26 protein-coding genes are annotated in these 26,893 nt (G+C 64.0%); 8 read left to right on the forward strand and 18 right to left on the reverse strand.

Annotated elements, in window-relative coordinates:
* Positions 1-17: 17 nt before the first annotated feature.
* Positions 18-1,586, forward strand: coding sequence for an AMP-binding protein (locus tag FXB38_RS30990; protein WP_148754777.1), 1,569 nt, complete (start codon positions 18-20; stop codon positions 1,584-1,586).
* Positions 1,587-1,593: 7 nt separating this feature from the next.
* Here the strand turns inward: FXB38_RS30990 and FXB38_RS30995 are convergent, their stop codons facing one another.
* The 11 genes from FXB38_RS30995 to FXB38_RS31045 all read right to left on the reverse strand — a co-directional run bounded on the left by FXB38_RS30995 (position 1,594) and on the right by FXB38_RS31045 (position 11,567).
* Positions 1,594-2,505, reverse strand: a complete 912-nt coding sequence (locus FXB38_RS30995) for a flagellin (RefSeq protein WP_148754778.1) — start codon at positions 2,503-2,505, stop codon at positions 1,594-1,596.
* A gap of 19 nt (positions 2,506-2,524) precedes the next feature.
* Positions 2,525-4,300 carry a flagellar hook-associated protein FlgK gene (flgK, locus tag FXB38_RS31000; RefSeq protein ID WP_148754779.1) on the reverse strand — a complete coding sequence of 592 codons (1,776 nt, stop codon included), beginning with the start codon at positions 4,298-4,300 and terminating at the stop codon, positions 2,525-2,527.
* An 18-nt stretch (positions 4,301-4,318) separates the two neighbouring features.
* Positions 4,319-4,792, reverse strand: coding sequence for a flagellar protein FlgN (locus FXB38_RS31005; protein WP_187435269.1), 474 nt, complete (start codon positions 4,790-4,792; stop codon positions 4,319-4,321).
* A gap of 9 nt (positions 4,793-4,801) precedes the next feature.
* Entirely contained in the window at positions 4,802-5,062 is a 261-nt protein-coding gene (locus FXB38_RS31010) for a hypothetical protein (RefSeq protein WP_148754781.1), read from the reverse strand.
* Positions 5,063-5,065: 3 nt separating this feature from the next.
* The gene (gene flgE, locus FXB38_RS31015; RefSeq protein ID WP_148754782.1) at positions 5,066-6,331 is read right to left on the reverse strand and encodes a flagellar hook protein FlgE; all 1,266 of its coding nucleotides are present in this window, start codon (positions 6,329-6,331) and stop codon (positions 5,066-5,068) included.
* Between the two features lie 31 nt (positions 6,332-6,362).
* Complete coding sequence (locus FXB38_RS31020) at positions 6,363-7,031, reverse strand: flagellar hook assembly protein FlgD (protein WP_148754783.1); 669 nt, start codon at positions 7,029-7,031, stop codon at positions 6,363-6,365.
* A gap of 259 nt (positions 7,032-7,290) precedes the next feature.
* Complete coding sequence (locus FXB38_RS31025) at positions 7,291-7,563, reverse strand: hypothetical protein (protein ID WP_148754784.1); 273 nt, start codon at positions 7,561-7,563, stop codon at positions 7,291-7,293.
* Positions 7,564-7,704: 141 nt separating this feature from the next.
* Positions 7,705-8,118 carry a flagellar export chaperone FliS gene (locus FXB38_RS31030; protein ID WP_246230260.1) on the reverse strand — a complete coding sequence of 138 codons (414 nt, stop codon included), beginning with the start codon at positions 8,116-8,118 and terminating at the stop codon, positions 7,705-7,707.
* A gap of 14 nt (positions 8,119-8,132) precedes the next feature.
* Entirely contained in the window at positions 8,133-9,767 is a 1,635-nt protein-coding gene (fliD, locus tag FXB38_RS31035; RefSeq protein WP_430640197.1) for a flagellar filament capping protein FliD, read from the reverse strand.
* A 135-nt stretch (positions 9,768-9,902) separates the two neighbouring features.
* Positions 9,903-10,727 carry a flagellin gene (locus FXB38_RS31040; protein ID WP_148754787.1) on the reverse strand — a complete coding sequence of 275 codons (825 nt, stop codon included), beginning with the start codon at positions 10,725-10,727 and terminating at the stop codon, positions 9,903-9,905.
* 141 nt (positions 10,728-10,868) lie between these two features.
* Positions 10,869-11,567 carry an RNA polymerase sigma factor gene (locus FXB38_RS31045; RefSeq protein WP_148754788.1) on the reverse strand — a complete coding sequence of 233 codons (699 nt, stop codon included), beginning with the start codon at positions 11,565-11,567 and terminating at the stop codon, positions 10,869-10,871.
* 513 nt (positions 11,568-12,080) lie between these two features.
* On the opposite strand from FXB38_RS31045, the gene FXB38_RS31050 reads away from it, so the two are divergent.
* The 3 genes from FXB38_RS31050 (at position 12,081) to FXB38_RS31060 (ending at position 16,432) form a co-directional block, all read left to right on the forward strand.
* Positions 12,081-14,495 (forward strand): HAD family hydrolase, encoded by a 2,415-nt coding sequence (locus FXB38_RS31050; protein ID WP_148754789.1) that lies wholly within the window; start codon positions 12,081-12,083, stop codon positions 14,493-14,495.
* Positions 14,496-14,562: 67 nt separating this feature from the next.
* Complete coding sequence (locus tag FXB38_RS31055; protein ID WP_148754790.1) at positions 14,563-15,882, forward strand: hypothetical protein; 1,320 nt, start codon at positions 14,563-14,565, stop codon at positions 15,880-15,882.
* Positions 15,883-15,895: 13 nt separating this feature from the next.
* Positions 15,896-16,432, forward strand: a complete 537-nt coding sequence (locus tag FXB38_RS31060) for a hypothetical protein (protein WP_148754791.1) — start codon at positions 15,896-15,898, stop codon at positions 16,430-16,432.
* A 1-nt stretch (position 16,433) separates the two neighbouring features.
* Here the strand turns inward: FXB38_RS31060 and FXB38_RS31065 are convergent, their stop codons facing one another.
* From FXB38_RS31065 to FXB38_RS31085, 5 genes are read right to left on the reverse strand one after another with little or no spacing between them, the layout of a single operon-like run.
* On the reverse strand, positions 16,434-17,681 hold the full coding sequence (locus FXB38_RS31065; protein WP_148754792.1) for an acetyl-CoA hydrolase/transferase family protein: 1,248 nt from the start codon (positions 17,679-17,681) through the stop codon (positions 16,434-16,436).
* Positions 17,682-17,688: 7 nt separating this feature from the next.
* Positions 17,689-18,855 (reverse strand): acyl-CoA dehydrogenase family protein, encoded by a 1,167-nt coding sequence (locus tag FXB38_RS31070; RefSeq protein ID WP_148754793.1) that lies wholly within the window; start codon positions 18,853-18,855, stop codon positions 17,689-17,691.
* A 29-nt stretch (positions 18,856-18,884) separates the two neighbouring features.
* The gene (locus FXB38_RS31075; RefSeq protein ID WP_148754794.1) at positions 18,885-20,174 is read right to left on the reverse strand and encodes a TRAP transporter large permease; all 1,290 of its coding nucleotides are present in this window, start codon (positions 20,172-20,174) and stop codon (positions 18,885-18,887) included.
* A gap of 12 nt (positions 20,175-20,186) precedes the next feature.
* The gene (locus tag FXB38_RS31080; RefSeq protein ID WP_148754795.1) at positions 20,187-20,741 is read right to left on the reverse strand and encodes a TRAP transporter small permease; all 555 of its coding nucleotides are present in this window, start codon (positions 20,739-20,741) and stop codon (positions 20,187-20,189) included.
* A 27-nt stretch (positions 20,742-20,768) separates the two neighbouring features.
* The gene (locus FXB38_RS31085; protein ID WP_187435271.1) at positions 20,769-21,794 is read right to left on the reverse strand and encodes a TRAP transporter substrate-binding protein; all 1,026 of its coding nucleotides are present in this window, start codon (positions 21,792-21,794) and stop codon (positions 20,769-20,771) included.
* Between the two features lie 228 nt (positions 21,795-22,022).
* On the opposite strand from FXB38_RS31085, the gene FXB38_RS31090 reads away from it, so the two are divergent.
* Genes FXB38_RS31090 through FXB38_RS31105 form a run of 4 tightly spaced genes read left to right on the forward strand, consistent with a single transcriptional unit; the run spans position 22,023 to position 25,336 of the window.
* The gene (locus tag FXB38_RS31090) at positions 22,023-23,225 is read left to right on the forward strand and encodes a CaiB/BaiF CoA transferase family protein (RefSeq protein WP_148754797.1); all 1,203 of its coding nucleotides are present in this window, start codon (positions 22,023-22,025) and stop codon (positions 23,223-23,225) included.
* A 9-nt stretch (positions 23,226-23,234) separates the two neighbouring features.
* Positions 23,235-23,723 (forward strand): MaoC family dehydratase, encoded by a 489-nt coding sequence (locus FXB38_RS31095; RefSeq protein WP_347340246.1) that lies wholly within the window; start codon positions 23,235-23,237, stop codon positions 23,721-23,723.
* Positions 23,723-24,574, forward strand: coding sequence for an HpcH/HpaI aldolase/citrate lyase family protein (locus FXB38_RS31100; protein ID WP_187435272.1), 852 nt, complete (start codon positions 23,723-23,725; stop codon positions 24,572-24,574). Before FXB38_RS31095 ends, FXB38_RS31100 begins: the two co-directional genes overlap by 1 nt.
* A 21-nt stretch (positions 24,575-24,595) precedes the next feature.
* A complete protein-coding gene (locus FXB38_RS31105; protein ID WP_148754800.1) occupies positions 24,596-25,336 on the forward strand; it encodes an IclR family transcriptional regulator in 741 nt (246 codons plus the stop codon).
* 9 nt (positions 25,337-25,345) lie between these two features.
* Here FXB38_RS31105 and FXB38_RS31110 read toward each other — a convergent pair whose 3' ends face one another.
* Positions 25,346-25,762 (reverse strand): hypothetical protein, encoded by a 417-nt coding sequence (locus tag FXB38_RS31110; protein ID WP_187435273.1) that lies wholly within the window; start codon positions 25,760-25,762, stop codon positions 25,346-25,348.
* Positions 25,763-26,051: 289 nt separating this feature from the next.
* Positions 26,052-26,843: a fumarylacetoacetate hydrolase family protein gene (locus tag FXB38_RS31115; RefSeq protein ID WP_148754802.1), complete on the reverse strand. Its 792-nt coding sequence runs from the start codon at positions 26,841-26,843 to the stop codon at positions 26,052-26,054.
* Between the last annotated feature and the right edge of the window lie 50 nt (positions 26,844-26,893).

Genomic DNA, 26,893 nt, shown 5'->3' on the forward strand with positions numbered 1-26,893 from the left:
GGGCTACTCCGGTCGCCATGCATGCCGACGATGTTTCACTGCATTCGCTGATCGGATCGGAGACAGCTGCCGATCCTGCCTTCGTGTTCAACGGCACGCCCGTGTCGCGCACGGAGTTTTCAAGGATGGTCGAGCAGACCACGGCCTGGCTCGCGGCGCAGGGTATCGGCAAGGGCGACGTGGTGGCGGTCTGGTTGGTCAACCGGGTCGAATGGATCGCGTTGCTGTTCGCCGCCGCCCGGCTGGGTGCGGTCGTTGCCGCCGTCAACACGCGCTACCGCGGCGCGGAAGTCGCGCATCTCCTGAAAGTGTCGGGCGCCAGGCTGCTGGTGCTCGAGGCGGCGTTCCGCTCGATCGATTTCGCCGCTGTTCTCGCCGACATTGCCAAGGCCGATGTGCCCGCATTGCAAAAGCTCGCGGTGGTCGGCGCGGATGCGATCCCCGCGCAATGGCCCTGCATTCGCTTCGATGCGTTCGAGAAACCCTATCCGGCGGGCCCCATCCAAGATGACGTCGACCTGCCGGTGCTGCTCTACACCACATCAGGCACCACCAAGGGGCCCAAGCTGGTCGCGCATTCGCAGCGGACGCTGGCGACCCACGCCAACTCCGTTGCCAAGACGCTCAAGCTCTCGCCGCAGCGTCACTCGCTGCTGGCGATGCTGCCATTCTGCGGCACCTTTGGCATGACGAGCCTGCTTGGCTTCATCGCAGCCGGCGCGACTATCCACGTGCCAAACGCCTTCGAGGCGGCACCGGCGCTGAAAATCCTCAGCGAGCACAAGATCACGCACTGCTTCGGCTCCGACGAGATGTTCCGCCGTATCCTTGCGCTGACCGATGAGCCACGTCCCTTCCCGCATCTCGAGGTCTGCGGCTTCGCCGCGTTCCAGCCCGGCTGGCGAGAGCTGGCTGCGGAGGCCGAGGCGCGCGGCCTGCCGCTATTCGGCCTCTACGGCTCGAGCGAGGTGCAGGCATTGTTCTCGATCGCTCGTCCCGGCGACGCCTTCGCCGATCGCATCGAGGGCGGTGGCTGGCCAATGTCCCCCGAGGCCAAGGTCCGCGTGCGCGACACCGAGACCGGCGAGCTTGCAGCGCAAGGCGTCTCCGGCGAGATCGAGATCAGCGCGCCGTCGCGCTTCCTCGGCTATTTCAACAACCCCGATGCGACGCGCGATGCGTTCACCGCGGACGGCTTCTTCCGCACCGGCGACATCGGCCGGCTTCGCGATGGCGCCTTCGTGTATGAGACCCGCGCGGGTGACGCGATGCGGCTCGGCGGATTCCTAGTCGCACCCGGCGAGATCGAGGACGAGCTCAAGTCCTGTGCCGGCGTCGCCGATGCCCAGGTCGTCGCGGTCGACCTGAAGGGCCAGGCGCGCTGCGTCGCCTTTGTCATCCCGGCCGGCACTTCGCCGCAACAGGAGGTGCTGACGGCACGCCTGCGCGAGCGGCTCGCCGGCTACAAGGTTCCGGCGCGGATCTATGTCGTGGACGCCTTCCCCGTGACCGACAGCGCCAACGGCGTGAAAATCCAGCGCGCCCGGCTTCGCACCATGGCGATGGAGCGGATAGCGGCCGAATAGGCCTCTCCTATTTCAGATAGCTCGCGAGATTCATGCCGAGGATCTTGGACATTGCCGAATAGGAAGCCGTCAGCTGCGCCTGGTAGGTCGCGAGCTGGGCGGTGATGGCGGCGACATCGACGCCGGTGAGGTCGTTCGACAGGCTCTCGGCGTAGCTCTTGTAATCGGTCTGTTGCGTGCTCGCCGACTCGATCGAGGACGCCGAACTCGAGAGTTTTGCCTGCACCGCCGCGGTGTCGTCGAGCGCCGTGCTGGCCAAATCGAGCGCGCTGGAAATGTCGGAGGATGACAACGAGGTGCTGTTGGCCACGAACTTCAGCACGCGCATGACTTCCTCGAACGCCGAATTGTCGGCGGTCACTCCATAGGACACGGTATTGTCGGCGGCGACGCGTACCGAGGCAATCTCGTCATCGCCCTTGTAATAGCTGGTGTCCGCCGTGGTGGTGGAACCGGTACCCGATGAAAAGCTGGTGAGGTCGACAGGCGCCGTGTCGGTCTTGCCACCGGCAAAGACATACTGGCCGTCATACTGCGTGTTCATCAGCGAGCCCATCTGCTCCAGCATCTGCTGGGCGGAGGAGATCACCGAATTCGTTTCGGTCGAGCTTCCGGTTGAAGCCGCGCTGAGCTGAGAGCGGAGCTGGGTGATGATGTCCGTCACCGAGCCGACGGCCGAATACATCACCTGGACCTTGCTGTCGGCCAGCGTGGCCGCATCGATATAGGATTGCGCGCGCGTCACCGACACCTGGAGATTGACGACATGCTGCGCGTTCGAGCCGTAACCGCCGAAATCGGTCGAGACGACGCCCGACGATTCCTGGACCTGCTCGTTGGCCATGACCGACTCCACGCGCATCGCGTCGGCGATCATCTTGCTCGACTGGGCGAAGGTGGCGATCCGCATCGCGACCATGGAGCTGCTCCCGCGCGCTTTACGACGACTGCACGGCGGTGATAAGCGCCGAGTACATACTGTTGATAGCCGAGATCAGCGCGGATGCTGCCGAGTATTGGTTTTGCAGCGTGCTCAGATTGGCGGATTCCTCGTCGAGGTTGACGCCCGACTGCGAAGACAGCGAGCTCGCATAGGTCGACTGCGCGGTCTCCTTGGCAGTGTAATTGGTGGACGCCTGCGAGGCCTTGCTCGCGACATCGGCCACGATTGTCGAGGCATAGTCGGCAAAGGAGCCGGTGGTGGCGGCGAGCCCCCCGGTGGAGGAAAACGTCCGTGAGGCCGTCAATGCGCTGTAGAGCGCATTGACCACGGTCGCAGATCCGGACGTCAGCACATTGCTGCCGACCGTAAGGCTCGAGGAGGAGTCCAGTGTTGCAAGCTGCAATGCGCTGGTGCCGGACAGTATCTTGCTGTTGACCGCGATATCCGACGCGCTTGTTCCAGTCACGAGGTCGTTGAGGCCGAAATAGTCGGAAAATCCCTCGCTCGAGCTACCGACCGAACTGGTCATCTCATTGATGGCGACACCATTGCCCGAGCCTGTCGCCGTGATCGAGAGATGCCCGTCCGCATCGACCGATGCCGACATCCCGGAAATGCCATTGATGGCAGTGACGAGATCGCCGACCGTGGAGTAGGACGACAGGTCGAGATCGCTGTAGGAGACCAGATTGCCGCTCTGGTCGGTCACGGCGAGGCGCACTGTGCCGGTGGCGGACAGCGCGATGCTGCTGGTGACGCTGGTGGTTCCGGTCAGGCTGGTCGGCGCCGGTACCGAGGAGGCGCTGTTTGAGACGGTATTGACCGCAGAGGCAAGCTGCGTTGCGAGCTGGTCGAGCTGGGACTGCGCCGCTGGCAGGGTCTTGTCGCGGAGCGTGATCAGCGCGCCGATGTCGCCGCCGGTGATCTGCGAGGTGATGTCGACGCCGTTCACCGTGATCGCGCTGAAGCCGCTCGACGATGAGCCTGCCGTGTAGGTCGTCGACGACGACACGTTGGCGGCGGCGGTATAGCTGATCTTGTGTGCGGAGCTATCGACCAGCGCCTGTCCGGTCGTGGTGTAGATCTGGAGATCGCCGTTCGACGCCGTGTAGTAGCTGACGTTCATCTTGGAGGCGACGTCCTGCAGCGCGGTGTTGCGCTGGTCCTCCAGGTCCGCGGTCGACTGCCCGGTCGCCGCCGTCTGCTTGATCTCCGCGTTCAGATCCGCGATGTTCTGCAGGTCCGTATTAACGTCGACGATCGAGGACGAGATGTCCTGGTCGGCATTGGAGCGGAGCTTCTGGATGCCGCTCGAGGTCTCGCGCAGCTGGCTCGTGACGTCGTCGAGCGCGCTGACGACGTTGGATTGCAGCGAGGCGCTGCTCGGCGTGCTCGCCAGCGACGACAGCGCCGATTCCAGCGAGGCGATGCTGTTGGCCAGCGAGGTTCCGGTCGACGAGCTATCGGTGCTGCTGGTCGAGCCGTAGAGCTTCTCCAGCGAGGTCAGGTAGGTATTGGCCGTGTCGGCCGAACCGAGATCGGAGTCGGCACTGACCAGCGACTTCAGCAGCAGCTTGTCGACGGTCGAGGTGATGCCCGTCACCGTGACGCCGGTACCGACGCCGTTGGTGACGCTGCTCGACTGGTTTGCGGTCTTCTTGGTATAGCCCGTCGTGTCGGCGTTCGAAATGTTCGACGACGTCACGCTGATCTGCACCGACGTGGACGACAGGCCGCTGAAGGCGATCGATCGTGCGATATCGAGCGACACGGCGGGCTCTCCTGCTCATTAGGCGCTGCGGCTGGTGCCGCTGGAGACGGCGCGCGCAGCGACCCGGCCGGAGGCGCCATAGGGCGATACCGCAGCGATCTGCTCGCGGATCGCCTGCATGACGGCCTCGATCCGGCGGTTGCTGGCCTCGATCGCCGCGCGCAGCCGCACCAGGTTTTCGTCCATTGCCGCGCGCAGCTTCAGGATCCGATCCAGCAACTGTTCGCGTAGGATCCGGTCCCGCACGTTCAGGGTGGTCCCGCCCGCCGCACATTCGGCGACGGATCGTTCGAAGATCTCCGCAAGGCGATTTTTCTCGTCGACCTGCTTCAGGCGTGAGGCCGGCAGACCTTTGGCGAGCTCGGCATTCTCTTCCGCCACCAGCGCGGTCAGAACGTCGATCAGTCCGATCAGCGACTTGATCCGGGCGTCGCCATTTGCGGCGTTGGTCCGCGTGGCTTGGCTATTGGCTTGGGCTACACTCATGGTCATCGCCTTCTTCTAATTTTGCCGTTTGCCGCGATGGACTTGCGAGTTGCGCAAATAAGCGCCGATCGCGGTCGTCCTGACGGTCGCCTGTCTCATTTCGCCCTCGACCGCTGCGCATTCCTTCAACAAGCCGCGGCGGGTCGTCTCGAGATCGTCGAGCAAGGCAAGCACCTGCTTGTGGTCACTGTCCGTCACGGTAGCGGCCCGTGCCACCAGCCGTCGCACCCGGCGCAGCAGCGCTTCTCCGGCGGCCTTGGCCTCCTCGCCGCGCATCGCTCACCTCATCGCCGAGATCAGGGTGTCGTACATCTTGCTGACGGTGGAGATGACCTGGGACGCCGCCGAATAGGCCTGCTGCGCCGAGATCATGCTCGAGAACTGGCTGGAGGTGTCGGTGGTCGAGGATTCCAGCTCGCTGCCGTAGATCGTGCCCGCACCGTTCTCGCCGGACGCTTGCAGCGCGGCATTCCCCGACGTCACGGTCGCGGAATAGAGGCCGTCGCTGGCTGCGGAAAGCCCGGTTGGATCGGCGAAGGTCGCCACCGCTATCTTGTAGATCGCGATGGTCTGGCCGTTGGAATAGGTGGCGTCGACGATGCCGTTCTTGCCGATCGAGATGCTGGACAGCTTGCCGTAGGAGAGGCCGTCCGAGGAGATGCTCGTGACGTTGACGGTCGGCGTCGTCTCGCCCGAAGCATATTGCGTCAGACCGTCCGTGCCTCCGGCGGTGCCGAGACTCATCGTGATCGTGCTGTCCGCTGCACCATCAGTCCAGCCCGTCACCGCGACGGTCGCCGGGCTCGGGCTGGTGCTCGCCAGCGAGCCGTCGCTGTTGAAGGTGATGTCGATCGTGCCCGAGGCCGTGCCGGTCGCGGTCGTGGTGTCCGACGTCGAGGTCGGATTGGCGAAGCTCGCGCTCCAGGTGTTGGTCCCGGTCTTGGTCCAGGTGACCTGCATCGAGTTCGCGGCACCGAGCGAATCGGTGACGGTCATCGAGCTGGTGTAGGTGTCGCCGGTCGCGGCATCCGACGGCAGGTTCGCCGCAATCGTGGTCTTGGTGGTGGCGCTGCCGCTGGTCGAGGCGACCTGGGTATTGATGGCCTCGAGATTGCTCGCCGATTCATTGCCGACGACATTGCCGTCCGAATCGGTGCGCCATCCCTCCAGGTAACTGCCATTGTTCTCGAGATAGCCCGCATTGTCGGTCGAAAAGGCACCGTTGCGGGTATAGGACGTGGTGCCGCCCGACGTGGCGCTGGTCACGACGAAGAAGCCCGATCCCTGGATCGCGACGTCGGTCGCGTTGGAAGTGGCGGCCAGCAGGCCTTGCTGGGTGATGTTGGCGCGGCCCGAAACGGTGACGCCGCCCGAGGCATAGGAGGTCGCGTTGCTCGATGCGGTGACGAGGTCGTCGAACATCGCCGACGTCGTCTTGTACCCCGTCGTGCTGGTATTGGCGATGTTGTCGCTGATCATCGACAGGGACTGGCTCTGCGCGCTGAGCGCGGAGATCGCCGAAGAGAGTGCACCGGTGAGACTCATGATGAAACTCCAGAGGGATCAGGACGCAGGATCAGGACGTGACGCCGATGATGTCGGCGGCGCTGACGGAGACACCGTTCACCGTGAGCGAAGGCGTTGATGTTGAGGTGTCGATGCCCGTCACCGTGCCGGAGATGGTGGTATAGTTGAGCACCGAGTTGCCGGCGGAATCCGTCGCGGTCACCGAGATTGTGTACTGGCCGCCGTCCGTGAGCTGGGTGCCGCTGGAATTCTTGCCGTCCCAGGTGAAGGTGTTGGATCCGGAATTGCCGGTCCCGGTGCCGGTGTAGACCGTGTTACCCGAGGCGTCCTTGATGGTGACCGCGACGTCGGAAGCGGCCGAGGACAGCGAATAGCCGAACGTCGCCGAGCCGTTGCTCAAGGTCGACGTGTCGGTCTTCGCCTCGACGGTGTGGCCGATATAGTTGACCGAGTTGAGCGTCACGAGGCTCGAGAAGGAGCTGGAGAGCGAGGTCAGGTTGGAATTGATCGACTGCTGCTGGCTGAAATTCGCGTAAGACGTGAGCTGATTGATGAAGTCGGTGCTCGAGGTCGCGTTCAGCGGGTCCTGGTTCTGAAGCTCGCTGACGAGCAGGCTCAGGAAATCGCTCGAGGTCAGCGTCGAACTGGACGAGGTGCTCGACGAGGACGACGTCGTCGTGGTCGCAGTCGTTGCAGAACTCGTTGCGGAAACTGTCATCAGAAACTCCGGCTTTCTCGCGCGGCCGGCGACAGCGATGTCGGTCAGCGCGCTTGAAATCTGTGTGCTGATGAAACGCGTGGCCGCGCGGATTCAGGCGCGGATTCACGGCTGCGAAATTCGCTTTCGACACGGCAAAATCTGCCGCGTGCTAGTGTCCGGGAATGCCGAAAGCGCGCTTACGAAAAAGCGCAGCCGCTCGCACGTGTCGGTGCGAGCGCAAAACTCATGCGGATCGGAATGTCAGGGAAAGAGCCGATCAGCTCCCCGCGGTCTCGCCTTCGGTGCGCGGCTCGGCGGTGTCGGTCTTCATTTTCGCAGCGGCGGCGGCAATACGGTCGGCGAGGCCGGCGGGTGCCCGCACTGGAGGTGCCGCGAGCGCCTGGCGCAGGGCGCGCATCTCTTCAAGCAGTGCCTGGGCAGCAGAGGAACGTTTCAACAGCTTTTCAGCGGGCAAGCGCCGATCTTCGGGCCAGAGGGAGAGATCCTCGCCCAGCCGGTCGATCAGTTCTTCAAACTCGGTGACGTCCATCGCCCGCCGATCCCGCCTCGGTCAGGCCCCTCATAAAGCATTGCAAGCGCGTCGAAAACCGATTTCCCGCCGCTTCGCGCGCCAAAAGCGCCCGGAGCACTACGGGAACGGGCCAAACTGCGGTCCGCGGCGGTCGTGGCTTCAGCCCGTGCGGGCCGAATCGGACGGCGCGATCTTGCCGCCCCGCGCCGTCGCGTCGACGTGCTCCCAGGCCTCCCGCAACTCGGTCACGGCCGCGATGATCCGCCGAAAACTCGTCGGGGCATGCGGCCGGCCGAACGCCTTGTGGCTCGCCACGATCAGGCTGTTGTAGGTCTGGAACAGCCGCTCGGCCACCGCCCCGCCCTTGGTGAAGTCGAGATTGTGGCTGAGCCCGCGCAGGATCGCGGTCGCCTTCAGCAGATATTCGTGCCCTTCCTCGAAGCGCCGCGCTTCCTGTGCGGCCAGCGACTTCTGGAAGAAGGTGATCGCGCCGCCAAGCAGCATCGAGATCGCCTTCAGCGGCGGCACGCTGGTGGCCGCGCCCCGATAGGCCTGATTGGCCATGTACGCCATCGGATTATGCATTATCAACCACTCGAGCTGGAGTTAAGCAAGGCCTTGAGATAGGTGAGCGTGTTGTTCGCGCTCGTGATCGCGGCCTGGTAATTCGCGTATTGGGTCTGGAGCTGGGTCTGGTAGGCGGACGCTGCACTCTCGATGTCGTCGACCTTCTGCTGGAGGTCGGTGTCGCGGTCAGTCAGGTTCGTGATAAGCGTCTGCAACGAGCCCGAGGTCGATGAATAGGTCTTGGACAGCTGATAGAGCTGCGTGGCGATGCCCGAGGTCGAGGTCACCGTGATCGATTGCGACGTTGATCCCGAATAGGTGAAGGCCATGCCCGCATAGGCCGTTCCGGCCGCGCCAAGGATCGTCGTGCCGCTCACCGTGAATAGCGAGGAATCTCCGCCGACCGACGCAGAGCTGAGATTTCCGGACGAGTCGACGGTCAGGTCGAGCGTGAAGGATTGCGGCGACGTTCCGGTGTTGACGACGCTGAGCTGGCTCGACGAGGTCTTGGTCTGCGCCGACAGCAGCGTGGTGACGCCGCTCAGATTCGTGCTGAGAACATTGGATAGCGTCGAGGAGTCGAGCTCGAGCTCGTTCTTCTCATTAAAGGACAGGCCGAGGTCGGCCATGGTGAGGCCGCCCACCGTGCTGTTGAGCGCGTTCTGGAGCGAATCCATGATGTCGCGCATGGTGCCGTCGCCGAACAGCACCGCGCTCGAATCCGCCGTGCCGTCGGAAGCCGTTGCCTGCTGCGCGATCACCGCATCGCGGAACGTGTTGTAGTTGGTGACGAGGCTCTCGACCGCCGTTTCGATCTGGCTGGTGTCGGGCTCGATGCTGATGCTGAGCGATGTTCCGCTGGGCGTCGCCTGGAGCAGGTTGAAGGTCACGCCCGTGAGCACGTCGGTGATGTCGTTGGTATCCCGCGTCATCGAGATGCCATCGAGAGAAAAATCAGCCGCTTGCGATGTCTGCAGCACGTCGGCAAAGGCGCCCGTGCTGTCGGTCACCCCAAGCTCGTTCAGGATGTCGTCGCCTGACGTGCTGGAATAGCTGATGTCGGCGGCAGCCTCCGTGCCCGACAGCACCATCTCGTACGACCCGCTCGACACCTGGACGATCGAGGCCTGCACGTTGGTGGTCGATGTCTGGGCGTTGATGGCATCGACCACGTCCTGCATCGACATCGTGCTGGTGACGGTGATGTCGGCGGTGTTGCCGCTACCGAGACCAAGGGAGAAGGTGCCGGAATAGCCGAGCGCGCTGGTCTGGCTCGACTGCGAGGTGCCGATCACCTTCTGCGCGGTCGCGACCTGGCTGATGGTCAGCGTGTGGTCGCCGGTCGCAGCACCGTTGCTGACGGACATCGAGAGCGCGGAGGAGGCGCTGACGTCGCCGGACGAGCTGATGGTCGCCGCCCGCGTGGCGAAGGCGTTGGTCGCGAGCGAATTGACGACGGCCGTCGCGAGCGAGGAAAGGCCGCTGGAGAGCGTCGAAAGATCGGTCTGGAGCGTCTTGTAGGCGGAGATCTTGGCTTCGTTGCTGGTGATCGAGGTCGAGATCGTGGTCGCTGCCGTCAGCTTCGCGTTCACCGCCGCGGTGATCAACGCGCTCCAGTCCACGCTGGTCGATGTGGTGGTGCCGGTCGTGGTCACGGTGGACGCACTCGACGTGCTGGTGCTCGCAGTGCTGCTGGTGCTCGAACTGACTGACGTCACTGTGCTGCCCGATCCATCCCGGGGTGAACCGGGCCGGCATCAAGCCGGCCCGGCGATCGCTAGCCTCAGCGCTTAGCCGAGCAGCTTGAGCAGGTACTGCGGCATCTGGTTCGCCGCGGATTCCGCCGACACCGCGGCCTGGGTCTTCACCTCGGCCGAGGACAGCGTGGCCTGCTCGGCCGCAATATCGACGTCCTTGATCGCGGAGTTCGCCGACTGCAGGTTCTGGGTCTGGGTCGAGATCGAGTCCGACGAGAAGTTGAACCGCGATTCCTGCGCGCCGATGCTGGCGCGGGCGGCGGAGACGGTGTCGATCGCGGTATCAAGCGTGGTCAGTGCCGAGGTCGCGTCAGAAAGGGAGCTGACGTCGAGCGAGGACACGCCGAGCGAGGATGCCGTCAGGCTCGTCAGCGTGATTGTGATGTTGTCCGAGCCGGAGGAGCCGACCAGCACCGAGACGCCGGAGGCGAACACGCTGGAGCCATCAAGCAGGCTCTGGCTGGAATAGCGGGTGCCGGTCGCGATCGAATCGATTTCGCTCGTCAGCTGCGTGAATTCCGAGTTGATGTAGGCGCGGCTGGAGTCGGTCGTGGTGCCTGAGGCCGACTCGGAGGCCAGCGACTTCATGCGCGCCAGGATGTCCGAGATGTTGGAGGCGCCGCCATCGGCGGTCTGGAGGATCGCGGTCGCCTGCGAGGCGTTGGTCGCGGCCTGCTGCAGCGTGGTGACGTCCGACGAGATGCGGGTCGAGATCGCAAGACCGGCGGCGTCGTCGGAGGCCGAGGTGATGCGCGAGCCGCTCGACAGCTTGGCGAGCGCGCTGCTCTCCTGCGCGGAATTGATGTTGAGGTAGCGGACTGCAGAGTTCGCCGCGCTATTGGTGGAAATTGCAGGCATTGGAAACTCCTGTGCTGATGGGCATGGCGTGCCGCATCGTTGAAGACGATTGACGACGCGGACCGCAGCCCCGTCCGTTCGCTCAAACGGCGGAGCGCACGGAGATCAGGCGCGAAAATTATCGCAGCGCCAGTTTTATGGTTAGCAATCCGTAAACGCCGTGCGGATGTCGCGCTCGTGCTTGCGCAGCAACTGACGCAGCTGCTGACGTCCGCGCTTGAGCAGGGACTCCACCGCGGCCACCGTGGTGTCCATCACCTGGGCAATCTCGCCGTTGCTCATATTCTCGTGGTACGAGAAGATCACCGCGATACGCTGCTGCTCGGGCAGGCGCTGCATCGCGAGCTCCAGCATGCCGTTCAGCTCGTTGCGCTCGATGATCTCGACCGCGCCAGGCTGGCCGTCGGCGACCTCCGGCACGGTCTCGACATTCTCGTTGCGCGGCTTGCGGCGCAGATCGATGCAGCGATTGGAGATGACGCGGTAGAGCCAGGTCGAGAACTTGGCGCGGCCGTGCTGCCAGCGCCCGCGATGGCTCCAGATCTTGAGCATGGTGTCCTGCACCACGTCTTCTGCATCTGCAGCATTGCCGACGATACGCAACGCGATCGCATAGGCGCGATCGATGTGACGCTCGACCAGCATGCGGAACGCAGCCTCGTCGCCGGTGGCAAGTCTGTCGAGAAGTTCGCTGTCCTCATCGAAGACGATTTCGGCAGCGACCGGCGTGCTGCCCGGCGCCAGCGGTACCGACGGCATCACGGGCACGATCTCTTCAGCCGGCAGCGTCGTCGTGATCCCGGCCTCGGCGGGAGCCCAGACATCAGCAGCGTAACTCATCCCGCAATCTCCAACCCGCAATGCCGGCGGCGCACATGCCACACGGCTTCCAGGCGTTGAACGCGGGGCCAAAACAATCCAGGCGGAGAATTTTTGTTATTTTTCAAGATGTTAGCCGGTATCTTTTGCCGAGTATCGGGCAATAATTGCCGAGCGCGCGCTACTCTCGCGCATCAATCCCGCAATCATCACATCGTCTCGCGCCATGGCGGATCATCCATCCTGAACAGATGTCATTGAGAGAAAACGCTGACATTACGCAGCACTAAGGTGATCAAGCGCGACGCGCGCCTTGCGCATCAGGAAGCGATTGTTTCCGAGTGTGAATGAACGCGAGACGACTTCCGCACCCGGCAATTTTTTCCGAATCACCTTTTCGAACCTAGCGATTTTTTTGAATCTGTCAGTCGCGACGAATGCGTTTTTGAATCGCGCGTGAATTATTTTCGCGCTTGTGGCGCCTGACATGGTGAACGTGCGCGTTAATTGATCTGATTGGCGGGGAATCTTCACATGACGATCGCAACGGCCGGCACGAAGCGCCGCGCGCAAATTGTTTCTGCTTGGTCATTCGATGTTTTCGATACATTTCTGCTGCGCACCTGCACGACGCCGGATGGCGTATTTGAAAGGACTTACGAGCTTTCCGGCATTTCACGGACTTGTCCGAATGTTTCCGCGAGTTTCGTTCAGCATCGTATCCAGGCCGAAGCACGCGCGCGGAGGACCGCGAAAGAGAAGCGCGGCGGCAGCGAAATTCGCATCGATGAAATCTATTCCTATTTTCCATTCAAGCTGTTCGGTCTCACGCGTCATGATCTGAGCGATCTCGCCGAATCAGAGTTCGCAGCCGAGCTCGAGCTCTGCCGCGCCAATCCGGACATGCTTCGGCAATATATGGACATGAAGCAGGCCGGCCATCGCGTCGGCTTCATCTCCGACACCTATTGGGATTCCGCTTCGCTGGCGCGGTTGCTGCGGGCATGCCGCCCCGGGCTGACATGGGACTTCCTCTACGCCTCCTGCGACCACGGCAGCGGCAAAAGCGAGACGCTTTTCGCCAAATACCTGTCCGAGCAGGGTATCGACGCCAGCGTCTCCTTTCACGTCGGCGACAACGATAAGGCTGATATCAAGAGCGCGAAGCGCCACGGCATCCGGCCGCGCTATTATCCGCAGGCGACGCCGCAATTGGCCTCCAAATTCCAGCGCGAGACCGCGCTGCTCGAGCTGTTGTGCGCCGGCGCACCGGCGCGGCTCGATCATGGCGCGCGGACCTTGCGTCGCATGGTCGCCGCGCGCAACGCCGAGAAATCTCCCGCCTTTCATCTCGGCATGACCGTGCTCGGTCCGGTGATGACGGCATTCGACGCCTTCATCGTGCGGCGCTGCCGGGAGGTTGCCGGCCCCGGCCGAAAGGTCGCCCTCGCCTTCCTCGGCCGCGACGGCTTCTTGCCACACCGGATCTGGCGGGACTTGCACGGCGCCACGTCGGCCTATCTCGAGATCAACCGCCGCGTCAGCCTGATCGCCTCTGCCGATACCATGCAGCCGCTCATCGGCCTTCTCGGCAAGGTGTTGAAGATCGACGCGCCGGCCTTCCGCGACATGATCAAGATCCTGCCGCCAAAGGTCGCCGCGTTCTTCGCGGCTTATCCTGACGGAATTGCTCCCGGCGAGGATCTCGCCGAAGCCCTGCCGAAGCTGATGGATGCCGGCGAGATCGTCGATCTCGCCACGGCACTGCGCGCGCGATTGCTCGCCTACCTGCGTCACACGATCCCGGATTTCGACGACTGTACCGACCTGGTGCTCGCCGATCTCGGTTATTCCGGGAGCGTGCAGAAGGCATTGCGTCGCGTGTTCGACATGGAAGGCATCAAGATCCGTCTCCACGGCGCCTATCTGATCTCGCTCGACGATGCCTTCGATGATGTCGCCGAACAGGACACCGCGGCGGGCTTCATCTCGGACCTCGTGGTGACGCCGCATATCAAGCGCATGCTGATCCGCAACGTTGCGCTGCTTGAGCAGATCTGCTGCTCCGCCGATGGCTCGGTCCGGGATTATGACGGCGACCGGGTGCTACGGGAGATCAATCCGCGACCGGCCAGCCAGATCGCGCTCGCCGCGGAGATTCAGGCCGGCGCGCTAGCCTTTGCGAAGAGCGCCGAGGATGTCGCGCTCGACTTCTGTCTCGACCCCAATGCCGCGCCTGATATCGCTGCGCGCTGGTGCACGGCGACACTGGCGCGGTTCCTGCTGCTGCCTGATGAGGACGAGCTGGCGCTGCTCGGCGGGCTGAAACACGACGTCAATCTCGGCACGCATGCGTTGGCGCCGATGATCGACAGCGACTTCCTCCGCCGGCGGATCACCGCCCGCGGTTTTTCCGCCGCCTGCGCGTCAGCCGCCCCGCCGATGTGGCTCGCCGGCAGCTTTGCCCGGCTGTCACCGTCGAACGCATATCTCTACACGCTGTTCGGGGCCAACCGTCTGCCGGCCGACGTCTTCGAAGAGAGCCCTTGTGGTCAGGTCCAGATCGGACTGTTCCGCGCCAATGCCGCTGCCACGCTGGACACCGTGACCCTCTATCGCACTGGTTTCGGCGAGCTGCGCCTGCGCATTCCCCTCTCGCGCACGATGGCCATCGCCATGATCGCGCTGCCGCTACCGAAATTCGCCGCAGAAGGTCTCCTTCATGGCGTGACCGTCCAATCGGCCGACGACATTCGCGACGCCGCCGAGAGCCAGGATGTGGCCGGTATCGCCGCCGATAGCCTTATCTCAGCCGGCGTGCGGCACAACGGCGCCCATTATCGCACCGAGAACGACGATGCCTGCCTGCTGATCCCCGTCGGCCCCATGGCGCATGTCATCGCGATCTATTCGGTCGCGATCACCCCGCTCGGTTCCAGCCCCAAATAGCGCGCCTGATCGCGCCGCCCCGGCCGTTCAAGTCCAAGGGCTGACCGGCGACGCGAGGGGCACGGAATTGACGGACGGGACGCACGCAAACCTTGATGACCTCCTGCAATCCGGCGGCATCCGGCTCGGCCGGGCCCAGCGCGATCGCCTGGACTGGCTGACGGGCCAATATGGCGCGCCGACGCTGGACGACCTCGCTGGGGATCGGCGCTGCGGCGTTCTCATCCTCAAGGAGCCGCCAAGCGGCGCGGCCGCGGAGCTGTTCTACCGCTCGCTCAATCCCGGCTGTGCCGTCGTCATTCCGGCCAGCGAGAACCCCGGATTCGATTTCCTCAAGTCCAAGCTGACCGAGTTCGGCACGGTCGGCCCCTGCGGTGCGGACGGCCCGCACGAGATGTGGTGGGGCGGCATCGGCTGGTCGAAATTCCTCGCGGCCGCCGATACATCCACCGCGCGCCCGCGGATCGTCTCCTGTTACCCGCGCGGCGGCGACGCGACCGCCGCCTTCGCGCTCCGGCACTCGCTCGAACGATTTGATCTCGCCTGTCATATCGAGCCGATCGACACCCAGTTCGGCGACCGCCTGCTCTGCTTCGAGAAGGCGGAGTTCATGCTGCGGATGTGGAACAAATATCGCGAGCCGCTGCTCTTCATCGAAGCCGGCGCGGTGCTCCGTGAGGCGCCGCTGCTGCCGTCGTTCCTCGGCGGCGACATCGCACTCCACAAGTGGAATCGCTGGGAGATGTCGGCCCGCACGCTCTATCTCGGCCGCACCAACAGCGCCGAAATGCTGCTGCGGACCTGGCAGCAGCTCGCCGCATCTTACCCTGCGATCTGGGAGGGCTATCTGCTCGACCAGGCCTGGAGCCTGACCTCGTCGCAAATGCCGCTCGACACGGTCTGGCTGCCGCGCTCGTATCATGCGCTAAAGGGCGATCTCGGCGCGATCCGCGCGACGATCTTGCATGATCAACAGACGACGACACTGGAGCTCGGCCCTGATCCGGCCTTCGCCGGCCTCGTGCGCACCGCACGCCGCGCCGGCCGCACCGGCGCGCGCGATGCCTTCATGGTCATGACATCGAAGGCCGAGGTCGGCAGAGGCATCGCCGTGATCCTGCGCGGTATCTCGGCCAGCGACGCCGGCGCGGTCGCCGCTACCGTCGAAGCCGTGACTGGCGCCTATGCCACCGATTGCGGTGGTTATGGCCGCCTCGAACTGTCGCTCTGCGCCTGGCAGGACGATGTCGGCGCGGCGCGTGATGCGGCGGCGCTGGCGCATTACCGCATCCTGGAGATCGCGCCGGGACAGAGCATCGCCAACGACTTCTTTGCACACTGCGCAGCCGACGACGCCGTCATGACCGCCCGCCATCTCTTCCTCTGAGGGACATCACGCGATGCTCAAGACCATCATCCTGCTCACCGACACCGTGCAACAGCAGCAGCCGCTGGCCAACCTGCTGCGCGAGCACAATCGCGAGCTCGCGTTCTGCTCCGCGCTCCGCGCCCAGGACCTCAGAGCCATCGAGCCGGCGATCCTGAGCGAGGCACGTCTGGTGTCTTTCGCCGCCGACGTTGCGGTCCCCGAAAGATTCCTGCTGCAGCTCGGCTACGGTGCCTACAAGTTCTACGCCGCGGCGACGCAATATCCGGGGCTGCCGCCTGCGCCCGACGAAAGCGACGAGAATCCGCACTGCTACTCCGTCATCGCGCAATCGATGATGATCTGGCCCGACTTTAAGAAAGTGGTCGGACTGGAGACCGTGACGATCCCGGACGGCACCGTTGCCGCCGAGCGCGAGCGGCTGGTGTTCTCGCGCCTGGCCCATTTGTTCTGGCGGATGTCGATCATGATCGCGGGCGAAGTGACCGATCTCCCCGGGATCATCGGATCTGCGGAGAGCGAGCGGCCGACGCTGGCCATGATGAACTGAGCTAGCGCACAGGGCTGCGGAGCTGCTCCGACAACACATCGCGCTGCTCCGGTGCCGCGATCGCGATCATCCGCCGCGCGCGCTCGGCGAGACTGCAGCCGCGTAGCTCGGCGATGCCCCATTCGGTGACGATGGCATCGACATCGGCGCGGGGCGTCGTCACCGTCTCGACATGGGCGACGATCCGGCTGGTGCCATCCGATGCCGTCGCCGGCAGCGCGATGATCGCCCGCCCGCCGGGAGACGCATTGGCCCCACGCACGAAATCGAGCTGCCCGCCGATCGCCCCGATCGCAATGCCATTCAGCGTCTCGGAGTTCACGCTGCCGTCGAGCCCGACCTGAAGCGCCGAATTGATCGCGACCAGCCGGTTGATCCGCGCCAGCACACCGTGGCCGTGCGTGTAGGACGTCGGCCGCACTGCGACCGCCTTGTTCTCGTGCACGAAACGATAGAGCCGCTTCGTGCCGATCACCTGGTTGGTGACCGTGACCCCCGGGTCGATTCCCTTCTCCGCATTCGTGACCGCGCCGCGCTCGATCAGGTCGACCACGGCATCGTTGATCAGGCCGGAGTGAATGCCGAGATTGCGTGCGTGGGAGAGCGACGAGAGGATCGCGTCCGGAATGCGCCCCACACCGAACTGGAGCGTGCTGCCATCTACGATCAGGCCCGCCGCGTGCGCGGCGATGCGCCGTGAAATATCATCGAGCGGCGGTGACGCCAATTCGAGCGGCGGGCGTAGGGCCGCCACCCGGATGTGGATCGGCACGTCGCCCGGCCATTCGGCTCCGAATGTGAAAGGTCCATCCCGGTTGATCTCCGCGATCACGAGGCGCGCACCACGCGCGGCATCGATGACGTAATCGTTGGAGAGGCTGGCACTGAGCCGCCCCCCGGACTCGGCGAGCTGCACCAGGACGACATCGGCCTGATGGCGCCGCGAGGCGAAGTCGGCATAGAAGGCGCTGTAGTTGCTCGGGATCGTTTCGAGCCGCCCAGCCCTGGCGAGCCGCCGCGCATTGCCGATCACGCCATAACTCTTAAACGACACGTTGGGCGCGCAGGCCGCGAAGAACGTTTCCGAGAAGATCGGCCCGACCATCATCCGGAATGCCGGCAGATTTCCGGCCTGCGCCATCAGCGCTTCAGTCAAGGTGACCGGCTCTGCCGTCGCCTGGCCGCACACCACGAGATCGCCCTCACGGACCAAGCCGGAGAAGCCGATTGGCGCGGTGTCCCCGGGCATTGCCGCCTCAATACGACTTCGCGAGGCCCAGCACCTTTTCCGCAATGAAGCTGAGCGCGAGCTGCGGGCTGACCGGCGCGATGCGCGGGATCAGCACCTCGCGCAAATAACGCTCGACGTGGAACTCCTTGGCGTAGCCGAAACCGCCATGAGTCATCACCGCCTGCTCGCAGGCATGGTAACCGGCTTCACCTGCAAAATATTTCGCAGCATTCGCGCCGGCGCCGCACGGCAAGCCCTTGCCGTATTGCCAGGCCGCCTGCATCACCATCAGCCAGGCCGCCTCGAGCTCGACCCAATTCACCGCGAGCGGATGCTGGATGCCCTGATTTTTGCCGATCGGACGATTGAAGACGACGCGCGTCTTGGCGTATTCGGTCGCGCGCGACAGCGCGAGCTTGCCGAGGCCGACGGCTTCCGCCGCGATCAGGATGCGCTCGGGGTTCATGCCTTCGAGGATGTACTGGAAGCCCTTGCCCTCTTCGCCGATGCGGTCCTCCATCGGGATCTCGAAATCCTCGAAGAACAGCTCGTTGGAATCGACGACCTTGCGGCCCATCTTTTCGATTTCATGGACCTTGATCTTCTTGCGATCGAAATCCGTGTAGAACAGGCTGAGACCATGGGTCGGCGAGCGCACCTCCTCCAGCGGCGTGGTGCGCGCCAGCAACAATATCTTGTGCGCGACCTGTGCGGTCGAGATCCACACCTTCTGGCCGTTGACGATGTAGCGGCCGTTCTTGGCGACCGCGCGGGTCTTGAGCTGGGTGGTGTTGAGGCCGGTGTTGGGTTCGGTGACGGCGAAGCAGGCCTTCTCGCGGCCCTCGACCATCGGCGGCAGCATGCGCTTGCGCTGCTCCTCGGTGCCGAACACGACGACGGGATTGAGACCGAACACATTGATGTGCACCGCGGAGGCTCCCGACATGCCGGCGCCCGACTCCGCGATCGTGCGCATCATGATCGCGGCTTCGGTGATGCCGAGCCCCGAGCCGCCATAGGCCTCCGGCACACAGATGCCGAGCCAGCCGGCGTCAGCCAGCGCCTTGTGGAAGTCATGCGGGAAGCCGCCGTCGTGGTCCTTTTTCAGCCAATAGGCATCGGGAAAGCCTTCGCAGATCTTGGCGATGGCGTCGCGAATGGCTTCCTGCTGATCGGTTAGCGCGAAATCCATGGTGGTCTCCTTGTGGAGGCTCGTTGTGCCTAGCGCCCCATCTGCGACGGCAGCCAGAGGATGATAGACGGAAACGCCACCAGAATCGCAATCGCAATCAGGTGGGCGATGAAGTGCGGAAAGGTGCCGTGGAACACCTCCGCCACCGGCCGCTTGGCGTAGCGTGCGACGATGAAGCAATTCAGCCCGACCGGCGGCGTGATCATGCCGACCTCGGCGGTGACGATCTTGATGACGCCGAACCAGATCGGATCGAAGCCGAGCGTCTTGATCAGCGGCAGCACGATCGGCACGGTCAGCACCAGGATCGCGATCTGGTCCATGAACGAGCCGAGCACGATGTACCCGCACAGGATCAACGTAATGATGACCCAGCGCGAGGCCGGCAGCGAGCCGATCCAGGCGACGAGGTCCTGCGTCACATGAGTGAGCGTAAAGAAATAGCCGAAGATCGAGGCGCCAACCAGAATCATGATGATCATGCAGGTGCCATGGCAGGCGCGCAGCAGCGTCTTGTAGAGCGAGGACGGCGTGATCTTGCCCTTGACGATCGCGAGCAGGAAGGCGCCGAACGCACCGAATGCGGATGCCTCCGTCGGCGTCGCGACGCCGAGATAGATCGTGCCCGTCACGATCGAGAACAGCACCACCATCGGCGAGACCTGCCACAGCAGCGCGAATTTCTCGCGCCACGGCACCGATTTCGCGGCCGGCGCGCGCGAGGGATCCTGCCAGACCAAAAAGTAGATCGTGGCCATGATGGTGAAGGTGACGAGGATCGCGGGGATGATGCCGCTGATCAGGAGCTTGCCGATGTTCACCTCGGCGAGCAGGCCGAAGATGACGAGCGCGACGCTGGTCGGCAGCAGCATCGACAGCGTGCCCGAGATCGCGACCACGCCGGCGGCCATCTTCGGCTCATACCCCTGGCGGATCATTGCGGGAAGGCTGGTCGAGGACAGCGTCGCAGCCGATGCCGTCGAGGTGCCGCAGATCGCGCCGAAGCCTGCGCCGGCAAGCGCTGTCGCCATGCCGAGGCCGCCAGGAACACGCCCGACCCAAGCAGAGGCTGTCTTGAACAGATCATCCGCAACGCCGGACAGCAGCACGAGGTCCGCCATCAGGAGGAACATCGGAATGGTGATCAGCTCGTAGGAGGAAACGGTCGAGAGCGGCGCGGTCTCCAGGATGCCGAACAAGGTCGGAAAGCCGCCGACCATCACGAGGCCGACCGAGCCGGAAAAGGCCATGGCAAAACCGACCGGCGTGCCGAGCGCAAGCAGGCCGAACAGCAGAGCGAGAACGATGAGAGGTGTCATGGATATCCGCCGTTACTCGAAGCCGCGCGCTTCGCCGACGCCGGTCACCGGCGGCAGCGGATAGAGGTCGCGTCCGCTGACGAGGCTCAGCACATTGCCGACCAGTTGCAGCGCCAGCCGCAGCACCAGCACGCCGCAGCCGAACGGCACCAGCGCCGCCGAAATCCAGGTCGGCCAGGGAATAGCGCCTGACAGCACGTCATGCTGCTCGTAATTCTCCAGCGCGCGCGCGAACCCGACCTTGCAGATCAGGACGAACACGAACAGGCCTGCAAGTGCGGTGACGATCTCGGACAGCCGCCGCCCCGCCGGCGAGAAGCGCGACAACAGGATGTCAACGCCGACATGGACATGCTCGCGCAAGGCGTCCAACAGCGTGAAGAAGAACACGCCCGCGAGCAGATAGAGCCCGATCAGATCATAGGTGAAGGAGAACGGGCTGTTCAGCGCGTAGCGCATGAACACGTCGGTCACGACCAGCACCATGATCACAAACATAAATAGCACCGCGATCACCGTCAGCGCGCGCTCCAGTGCGCCGAGCACATGCCCCGCCCGATCGATCATTTCGCGCCTCCCTGTTCGATTTGCGGATTACTTGCTGCCGGCGCCAAGCAAGTCTTCGAACTCCTTCAGCGCGGCAGACGCCTGCTTGCCACGGCTATCGAGACCGGCTGCCCACTCATGCCCGACGCCTTTGAGCTTGTCCTTCATCTCGGCGCGCGTCGCTTCCGGCAGCGGATCGAAGCTGACGCCTTCGTCCTGCATGTGCTTCTTGGTGACTTCGCCTTCCTTGTCGACATCGGCGCAAGCCTTCGGCGTGATCGCATCCGAGGCCTCGTTCATCGCGGTCTTCACGTCGTCGGGCAGCTTGTCCCAGACCGACTGGTTGATGGAGTAGGCGACGATGAAGCTGCCGAAGCTGACGCCTTCGGTCGCGTGCTTGACCAGCTTGTCGAGGCCATAGGCGACGACGCTGTCGAGCGGGAACAGCAGCCCGTCCATCGTGCCGCGCGACAGCGACTCGTAGGCATCGGGCGCGGCCATGCGCACCGGCACGGCGTTGAGCGCCCGCAGCGTGAGATCCTGCGCGCCGCCGGTGGTGCGCAGCTTCAGGCCCTGCATGTCCTTGGTGGTCTCGACCTTCGACTTGACGGTCCACACCTGGTAGGGCGGCAGCACCACGGCCATCAGCAGCTTGATCTTGTTCGGCGCGTATTCGCGGCTGGCCAGCACGCCTTCGCGCCCGGACTTCCAATAAGCAAGCGTGCCCTGGCAGCTGGTCGCGAACGCACCCGGCAACTGCGCGACTTCCGATAGCGGCATCTTGTCCGAAACATACGACGGCCCGATGTAGCCGATATCGACCACGCCCGATTGGGTTAGCCGCAGCATGTCGGCGGCTTTGCCGATCTGCTGGTTCGGGTAATAGGTGAAGGTCACCGCGCCGTTGGTGCGCTTGGTGACGTCGTCCATCCAGGGCTTGAGCATCAGGCGGACGAGATAATGTCCGGCGGGGAAGCTGTCGGCGACTTTCAGCTCAAGCGCCTGCGCCGACAGTGTCGAGACCGGCAGCGACAAAGCGAGCACGGCTGCAGCCCGGACCAGATTTGTCTTCATTTCATTCTCCCTGACGCGTCCCACGCCGAAGGCGGCAGCCGTTTGCTGCCAAGCCGTTCGGCCCCACGCTCCATTTCTTGCTTGAGGGAAAAAGTACATATATGTGAATTTATATGTCAAGTATATGAACTATGCATGGAGCCATGCTTTGCTCGCGGGCCCAGCCGATTGACATCGCCGATTTATGAATTCTAACTCCACATATATGAATTCATCCCACGAGGCCCCATGGGACCGCTCGCCGGCTTCACCATTCTCGACCTGACTTCGGTGCTGATGGGCCCCTATGGCACTCAGGTGCTGGCGGACATGGGCGCTGACGTCATCAAGGTCGAAAGCCCCGAAGGCGACATCGTTCGCCAGATCGGCCCCGGGCGCACACCCGGCATGGGCGGGATGTTCCACAACGCCAATCGCGGCAAGCGCAGCATCGTGCTCGACCTCAAGACGCCCGAAGGACGCGATACGCTGCTGCGGCTGGCGAAAAGCGCCAACGCGCTTGTCTATAATGTGCGCCCGCAGGCGATGGCGCGGCTCGGCCTCGATTACGAGACGCTTCGCTCGATCAATCCGTCGCTGGTCTATGTCGGCGCGTTCGGCTACGGCCAGTCAGGCCCCTACGCCGCCAAGCCCGCCTATGACGATCTGATCCAGGGCGCCGCCACGATTCCGACGCTGCTTGCGGCCGCCGGCGACGGCACGCCGCGCTACGTTCCCGTCACCATTGCCGACCGCATCGTCGGGCTGATGATGGTCAATGCGATCATGGGCGGATTGATGCACCAGCAGCGCACCGGTGTGGGCCAGCGCATCGACGTGCCGATGTTCGAATCGATGACGGAGTTCGTGCTGGTCGATCATCTGGGCGGCCTCACCTACGATCCGCCGCTCGACCATGGCGGCTATGCCCGCCTGCTGTCGCGCTATCGCCGTCCCTACAGGACCAGCGACGGCTATCTCTGCGTCCTCATCTACAACGACAAGCACTGGCGCAGCTTCTTCGAGGCAATCGGGCAGCCGCATTTCCTCGAGCAGCCGCGCTTTGCCAACCACGCCGCGCGCACAAAACACATCGACGAGATCTACGAGGAGATCGGGCACATTTTCCTCACCCGCACCACTGCCGAATGGCGCGAGTTGCTGGAGCACGCCGACATTCCGGTGATGCCGATGCATACGCTAGAGACGATCCTCGATGACCCGCATCTCAAAGCCATCGACTTCTTCAGGACGGTGGACCACCCCGTGGAAGGCCGCATCCGCCAGATGCGCGTACCCTCGACCTGGAGCGTGACCCAGCCGGAGGCTGCTGGCCCGGCACCGACACTCGGCCAACACGGCCGCGACATACTGCGCGAGGCCGGCTTCTCGGCCGACGAGATCGAGCGGCTCGCAGAGCAGAAGGCAGTTCACCTGGCGGCGCCGCCCTAGCGGCAGGCGCTGGCCAAATCGCAACAATACCGGGAGGAAACCGCGATGGCCGGACTTTATTTCGAAGACTTTTCCGTGGGCCAGGAGTTCAGGCATCCGCTGACCCGGACCGTCACGGAGATGGACAATACCATGTTCAGCCTGCTGACGCTCAACCCGCAGCCGCTGCACATCGACGCGCATTTCTCCGAAAAGACCGAGTTCGGCCAGCGCATTTTCAACAGCCTTTACACCCTCGGCATCATGATCGGCATGACGGTCTATGATACGACCATGGGCACCACCGTTGCCAATCTCGGCATGACCGACGTGACTTTTCCAAAACCGGTCTTCCATGGCGACACCCTGCGGGCGACGACGAAGGTGCTTTCGTTGAGAGAATCCAAATCGCGCCCGAGAGCGGGCATCGTCGAGTTCGAGCACCACGCACTGAACCAGAACGACGAGATCGTCGGCAAATGCCGCCGCATGGCGATGATGCACAAGAGGCCGGTCTGATGCGTTCGATGCTGTTCGTGCCGGGCGATTCCCCGCGCAAATTCGAGAAGGCGAGCGAAGGCAAGGCCGACGCGCTGATCATCGATCTCGAGGATTCCGTCGTCACCGACAAGAAGCCGGAGGCACGCGGGCTGACGCTGGCGATGCTGAAGGGCTCTCGCGGCCCGCATCAGCTCTATGTCCGCGTCAATGCGCTCGACACCGGCGTGACGCTGACCGATCTCGCCGCGGTGATGCCGGGCAAGCCCGATGGTATCGTGCTGCCGAAATCGCAAGGCGGCGACGACGTGCGGCACGTCGCGACCTGGCTGGAAGCTTTGGAAGCAGCGGCCGGCATCGCGGTCGGCACGACGCGCATCGTCTGCGTCGCAACGGAGACCGCCGGCTCGATCTTTGGCCTCGGCAGCTACGAGGGCTGCTCCCCTCGCCTCGCCGGATTGATGTGGGGCGCGGAAGATCTCTCGGCTTCGCTCGGCGCGACCGAGAAGGCGTCGGGCGGTGTGTTCCACAGCCCCTATCGCCTCGCGCGCGATCTCTGCCTGATGGCGGCGGCCGCGGCGGAAGTGGCGCCGATCGACACGGTCTATACCGACATCGACAATCTCGCAGGCCTCGAGCAGGAAACGCGCGCAGCGCGGCGCGACGGGTTTTCGGCGAAGGCGCTGATCCATCCGAAACATGTCGACGTCGTCAACGCGGCGTTCGCGCCGACGGACGCCGAGCGCACATGGGCGGAGAAGGTCATCGCGGCGTTCGCGAGCAATCCAAATTCCGGCACGCTGCGGCTCGACGGCCAGATGATCGACAAGCCGCATCTTCGCGCCGCGAAGAAGATCCTCGGCCAGCCCTAAATCAGGACGCAAAGCCCCGCCATGATCGTTCGCCAAGCCGCAAACGTCCTGGAGATCATGGAATTCTTCGCGCAAACGAGGAAGCCGGCGACGCTTGCCGAAATCGCCGATCATTTCGGCTGGCCGCGCTCGTCGACCTTCAACCTGCTCGCGACGCTGTCGGAGAAGGGCTATCTCTACGAACCGCGTCCGCGCGCCGGATTCTATCCGACGCCGCGATGGCTCGCGATGGCGCGGATGATCTCCGAGGTCGAACCGCTGCCGCCCTGGACGCATACGCTGATCGCCGATCTCTCCGCCGAGACCGGCGAGACCGCGTCGATCGTGGCGCCGGCGGGCGTGATGGCGGTGTTCATCGACGTCGTCGAGTCCCAAGCCGCGATCCGCTATTTCGCGACCATCGGGCACCGCGTGCCGATTCACGCCACTGCCAGCGGCCGCGCGCTGCTGCTGCAATATTCGCCGGAGGAGCGCGACTCCGTCTATCGCAAGATCGAATTCAAGCAATACGGCCCGTCGACGCCAATCAGCATCGAGGCGGTGGAAGCCGAGCTGCGCAATTCGATCGAGCGCGGCTACTGCCAGAGCTTTGCCGACTACAGCCGCGACCTCGCCGGCGCCGCGATCCCGCTGCCGATCGGCGACCGCCGCCTGTCGGTTGTCGTCGCAGGGCCGGAGTTTCGGATTGGGCCGAAGGTGGCAGACGTCGCGTCGCTGATCGCGCGGACGGTCGACCGGCTGCGACCGAAGTCTGCGGCGTAAGCCACAGCCTCAGTCGAATCCCTGAACGGGCGGCGTCGAGGTCTCTGCCGGCGCCGCCGGAGCGGCTTGAACGGCCTGCACCGCAGGCGCGGCTTGAACCGGCGGATTGCTGGCAGCTCTCATCTGGCCGTTGGATTCGATCGCCGGACGCGTGGACTGTGGAGCGCTGGTAGTGGCCAAGCGGTTCGCCTGACGTCGCTGCGGCTGCCGGTATCTTGCCGACCGCGAACCTCTCACGCCCCATGACCTCGCGATCGAAGGTCCGGCGGTGTAGCCGACAACTGCGCCGGCGACCGCACCGATCGGGCCCAGCACGACGGCGCCGGACACGGCGCCGAGCGCCGCAGCGCCAGCGCGCTCCTGCGCAACGGCACTTGCGGGCACGCCAGCCAGCATGACGACGGCAGTGATCAGAGCTTTCTTCATCGGAGCGCCTCCCTCAGGGGAGATCACTCTTACTCAAATATGGCCGCACGAGGTTTGTTCGTTGCCCAACGGAGGGCAATGGCGGAGGGAACTCCGGCAATTCAAAGACCTTCGCCGCCCATGGTTCCGGCGGTGCGATGTCGCTCGGCCCCTCGGACGCCTCACCGACAAGCTGCAGTCTTCTCCCTCGCCCCGTTCTTACGGGGAGAGGGTTGGGGTGAGGGGCTGCATCCGCAATCACGGTGAGAACTGGACTCGCGGAGAGTCCCCCTCACCCGTACTGCCGCCATTAGACGATCTTGATCGACATATCCGGGAGGCCCTCGAGCTTGCACAACAGCACGTCGCCCTTCACGACCGGCCCGACATTCTCCGGCGTTCCGGAATAGATGATGTCGCCGGCCTTCAACTCGAACGCTTCCGAGAGCTTTGCGATCTGCTCGGCAACGCTCCAGATCATCTTGCTGAGATCCGAGCTCTGCTTCACGGTGTCGTTGATCGCGAGCGAAATGGCGCCCCTCTCGAAATGGCCGGTCTTGCTCGCGGGATGGATCGGACCGAGCACCGCCGCATGGTCAAAGCTCTTGCCGATCTCCCACGGCTTCTTCTCCGCGGCCATGCCGTTCTGGAGATCGCGCCGGGTCATGTCGAGGCCGAGCGCGTAACCATAGACGTGGTCGAGCGCCTTCTCGGCCGGGATGTTGGCGCCGCCGGATTTCAATGCGGCGACCAGCTCGACCTCGTGGTGGTAGTTCTTGGTCAGCGACGGATAGGGATGATCGGCGACCTCACCGATCGCGACGTTCTGGATCGCGTCCGTCGGCTTCTGGAAGAAGAATGGCGGCTCGCGATTCGGATCCGAGCCGCGCTCGATCGCATGCGCGGCGTAGTTGCGACCGATACAATAGATGCGGCGGACCTGGAACACCTGAGTCTCGCCAACGATCGGGATCGCGACCATCGGCACCGGGAAGATCGGCTTGGGTGCGGCCTGCGCTGCGGCCGGCGCCGTATCGGCAAGGCCCGCCGCGGTCATCGCGGCTGCGGCGGTGAGCACGTCACGTCGAGAAGTTTTCGTCATGATTCTGTTCCCTGGCTTATCCGCTGGTTTGCAGCGGCGCTATTCTTGGG

Origin of the sequence: Bradyrhizobium cytisi (assembly GCF_008123515.1) — a bacterium.
Classification (GTDB): Bacteria; Pseudomonadota; Alphaproteobacteria; order Rhizobiales; family Xanthobacteraceae; genus Bradyrhizobium; species Bradyrhizobium cytisi.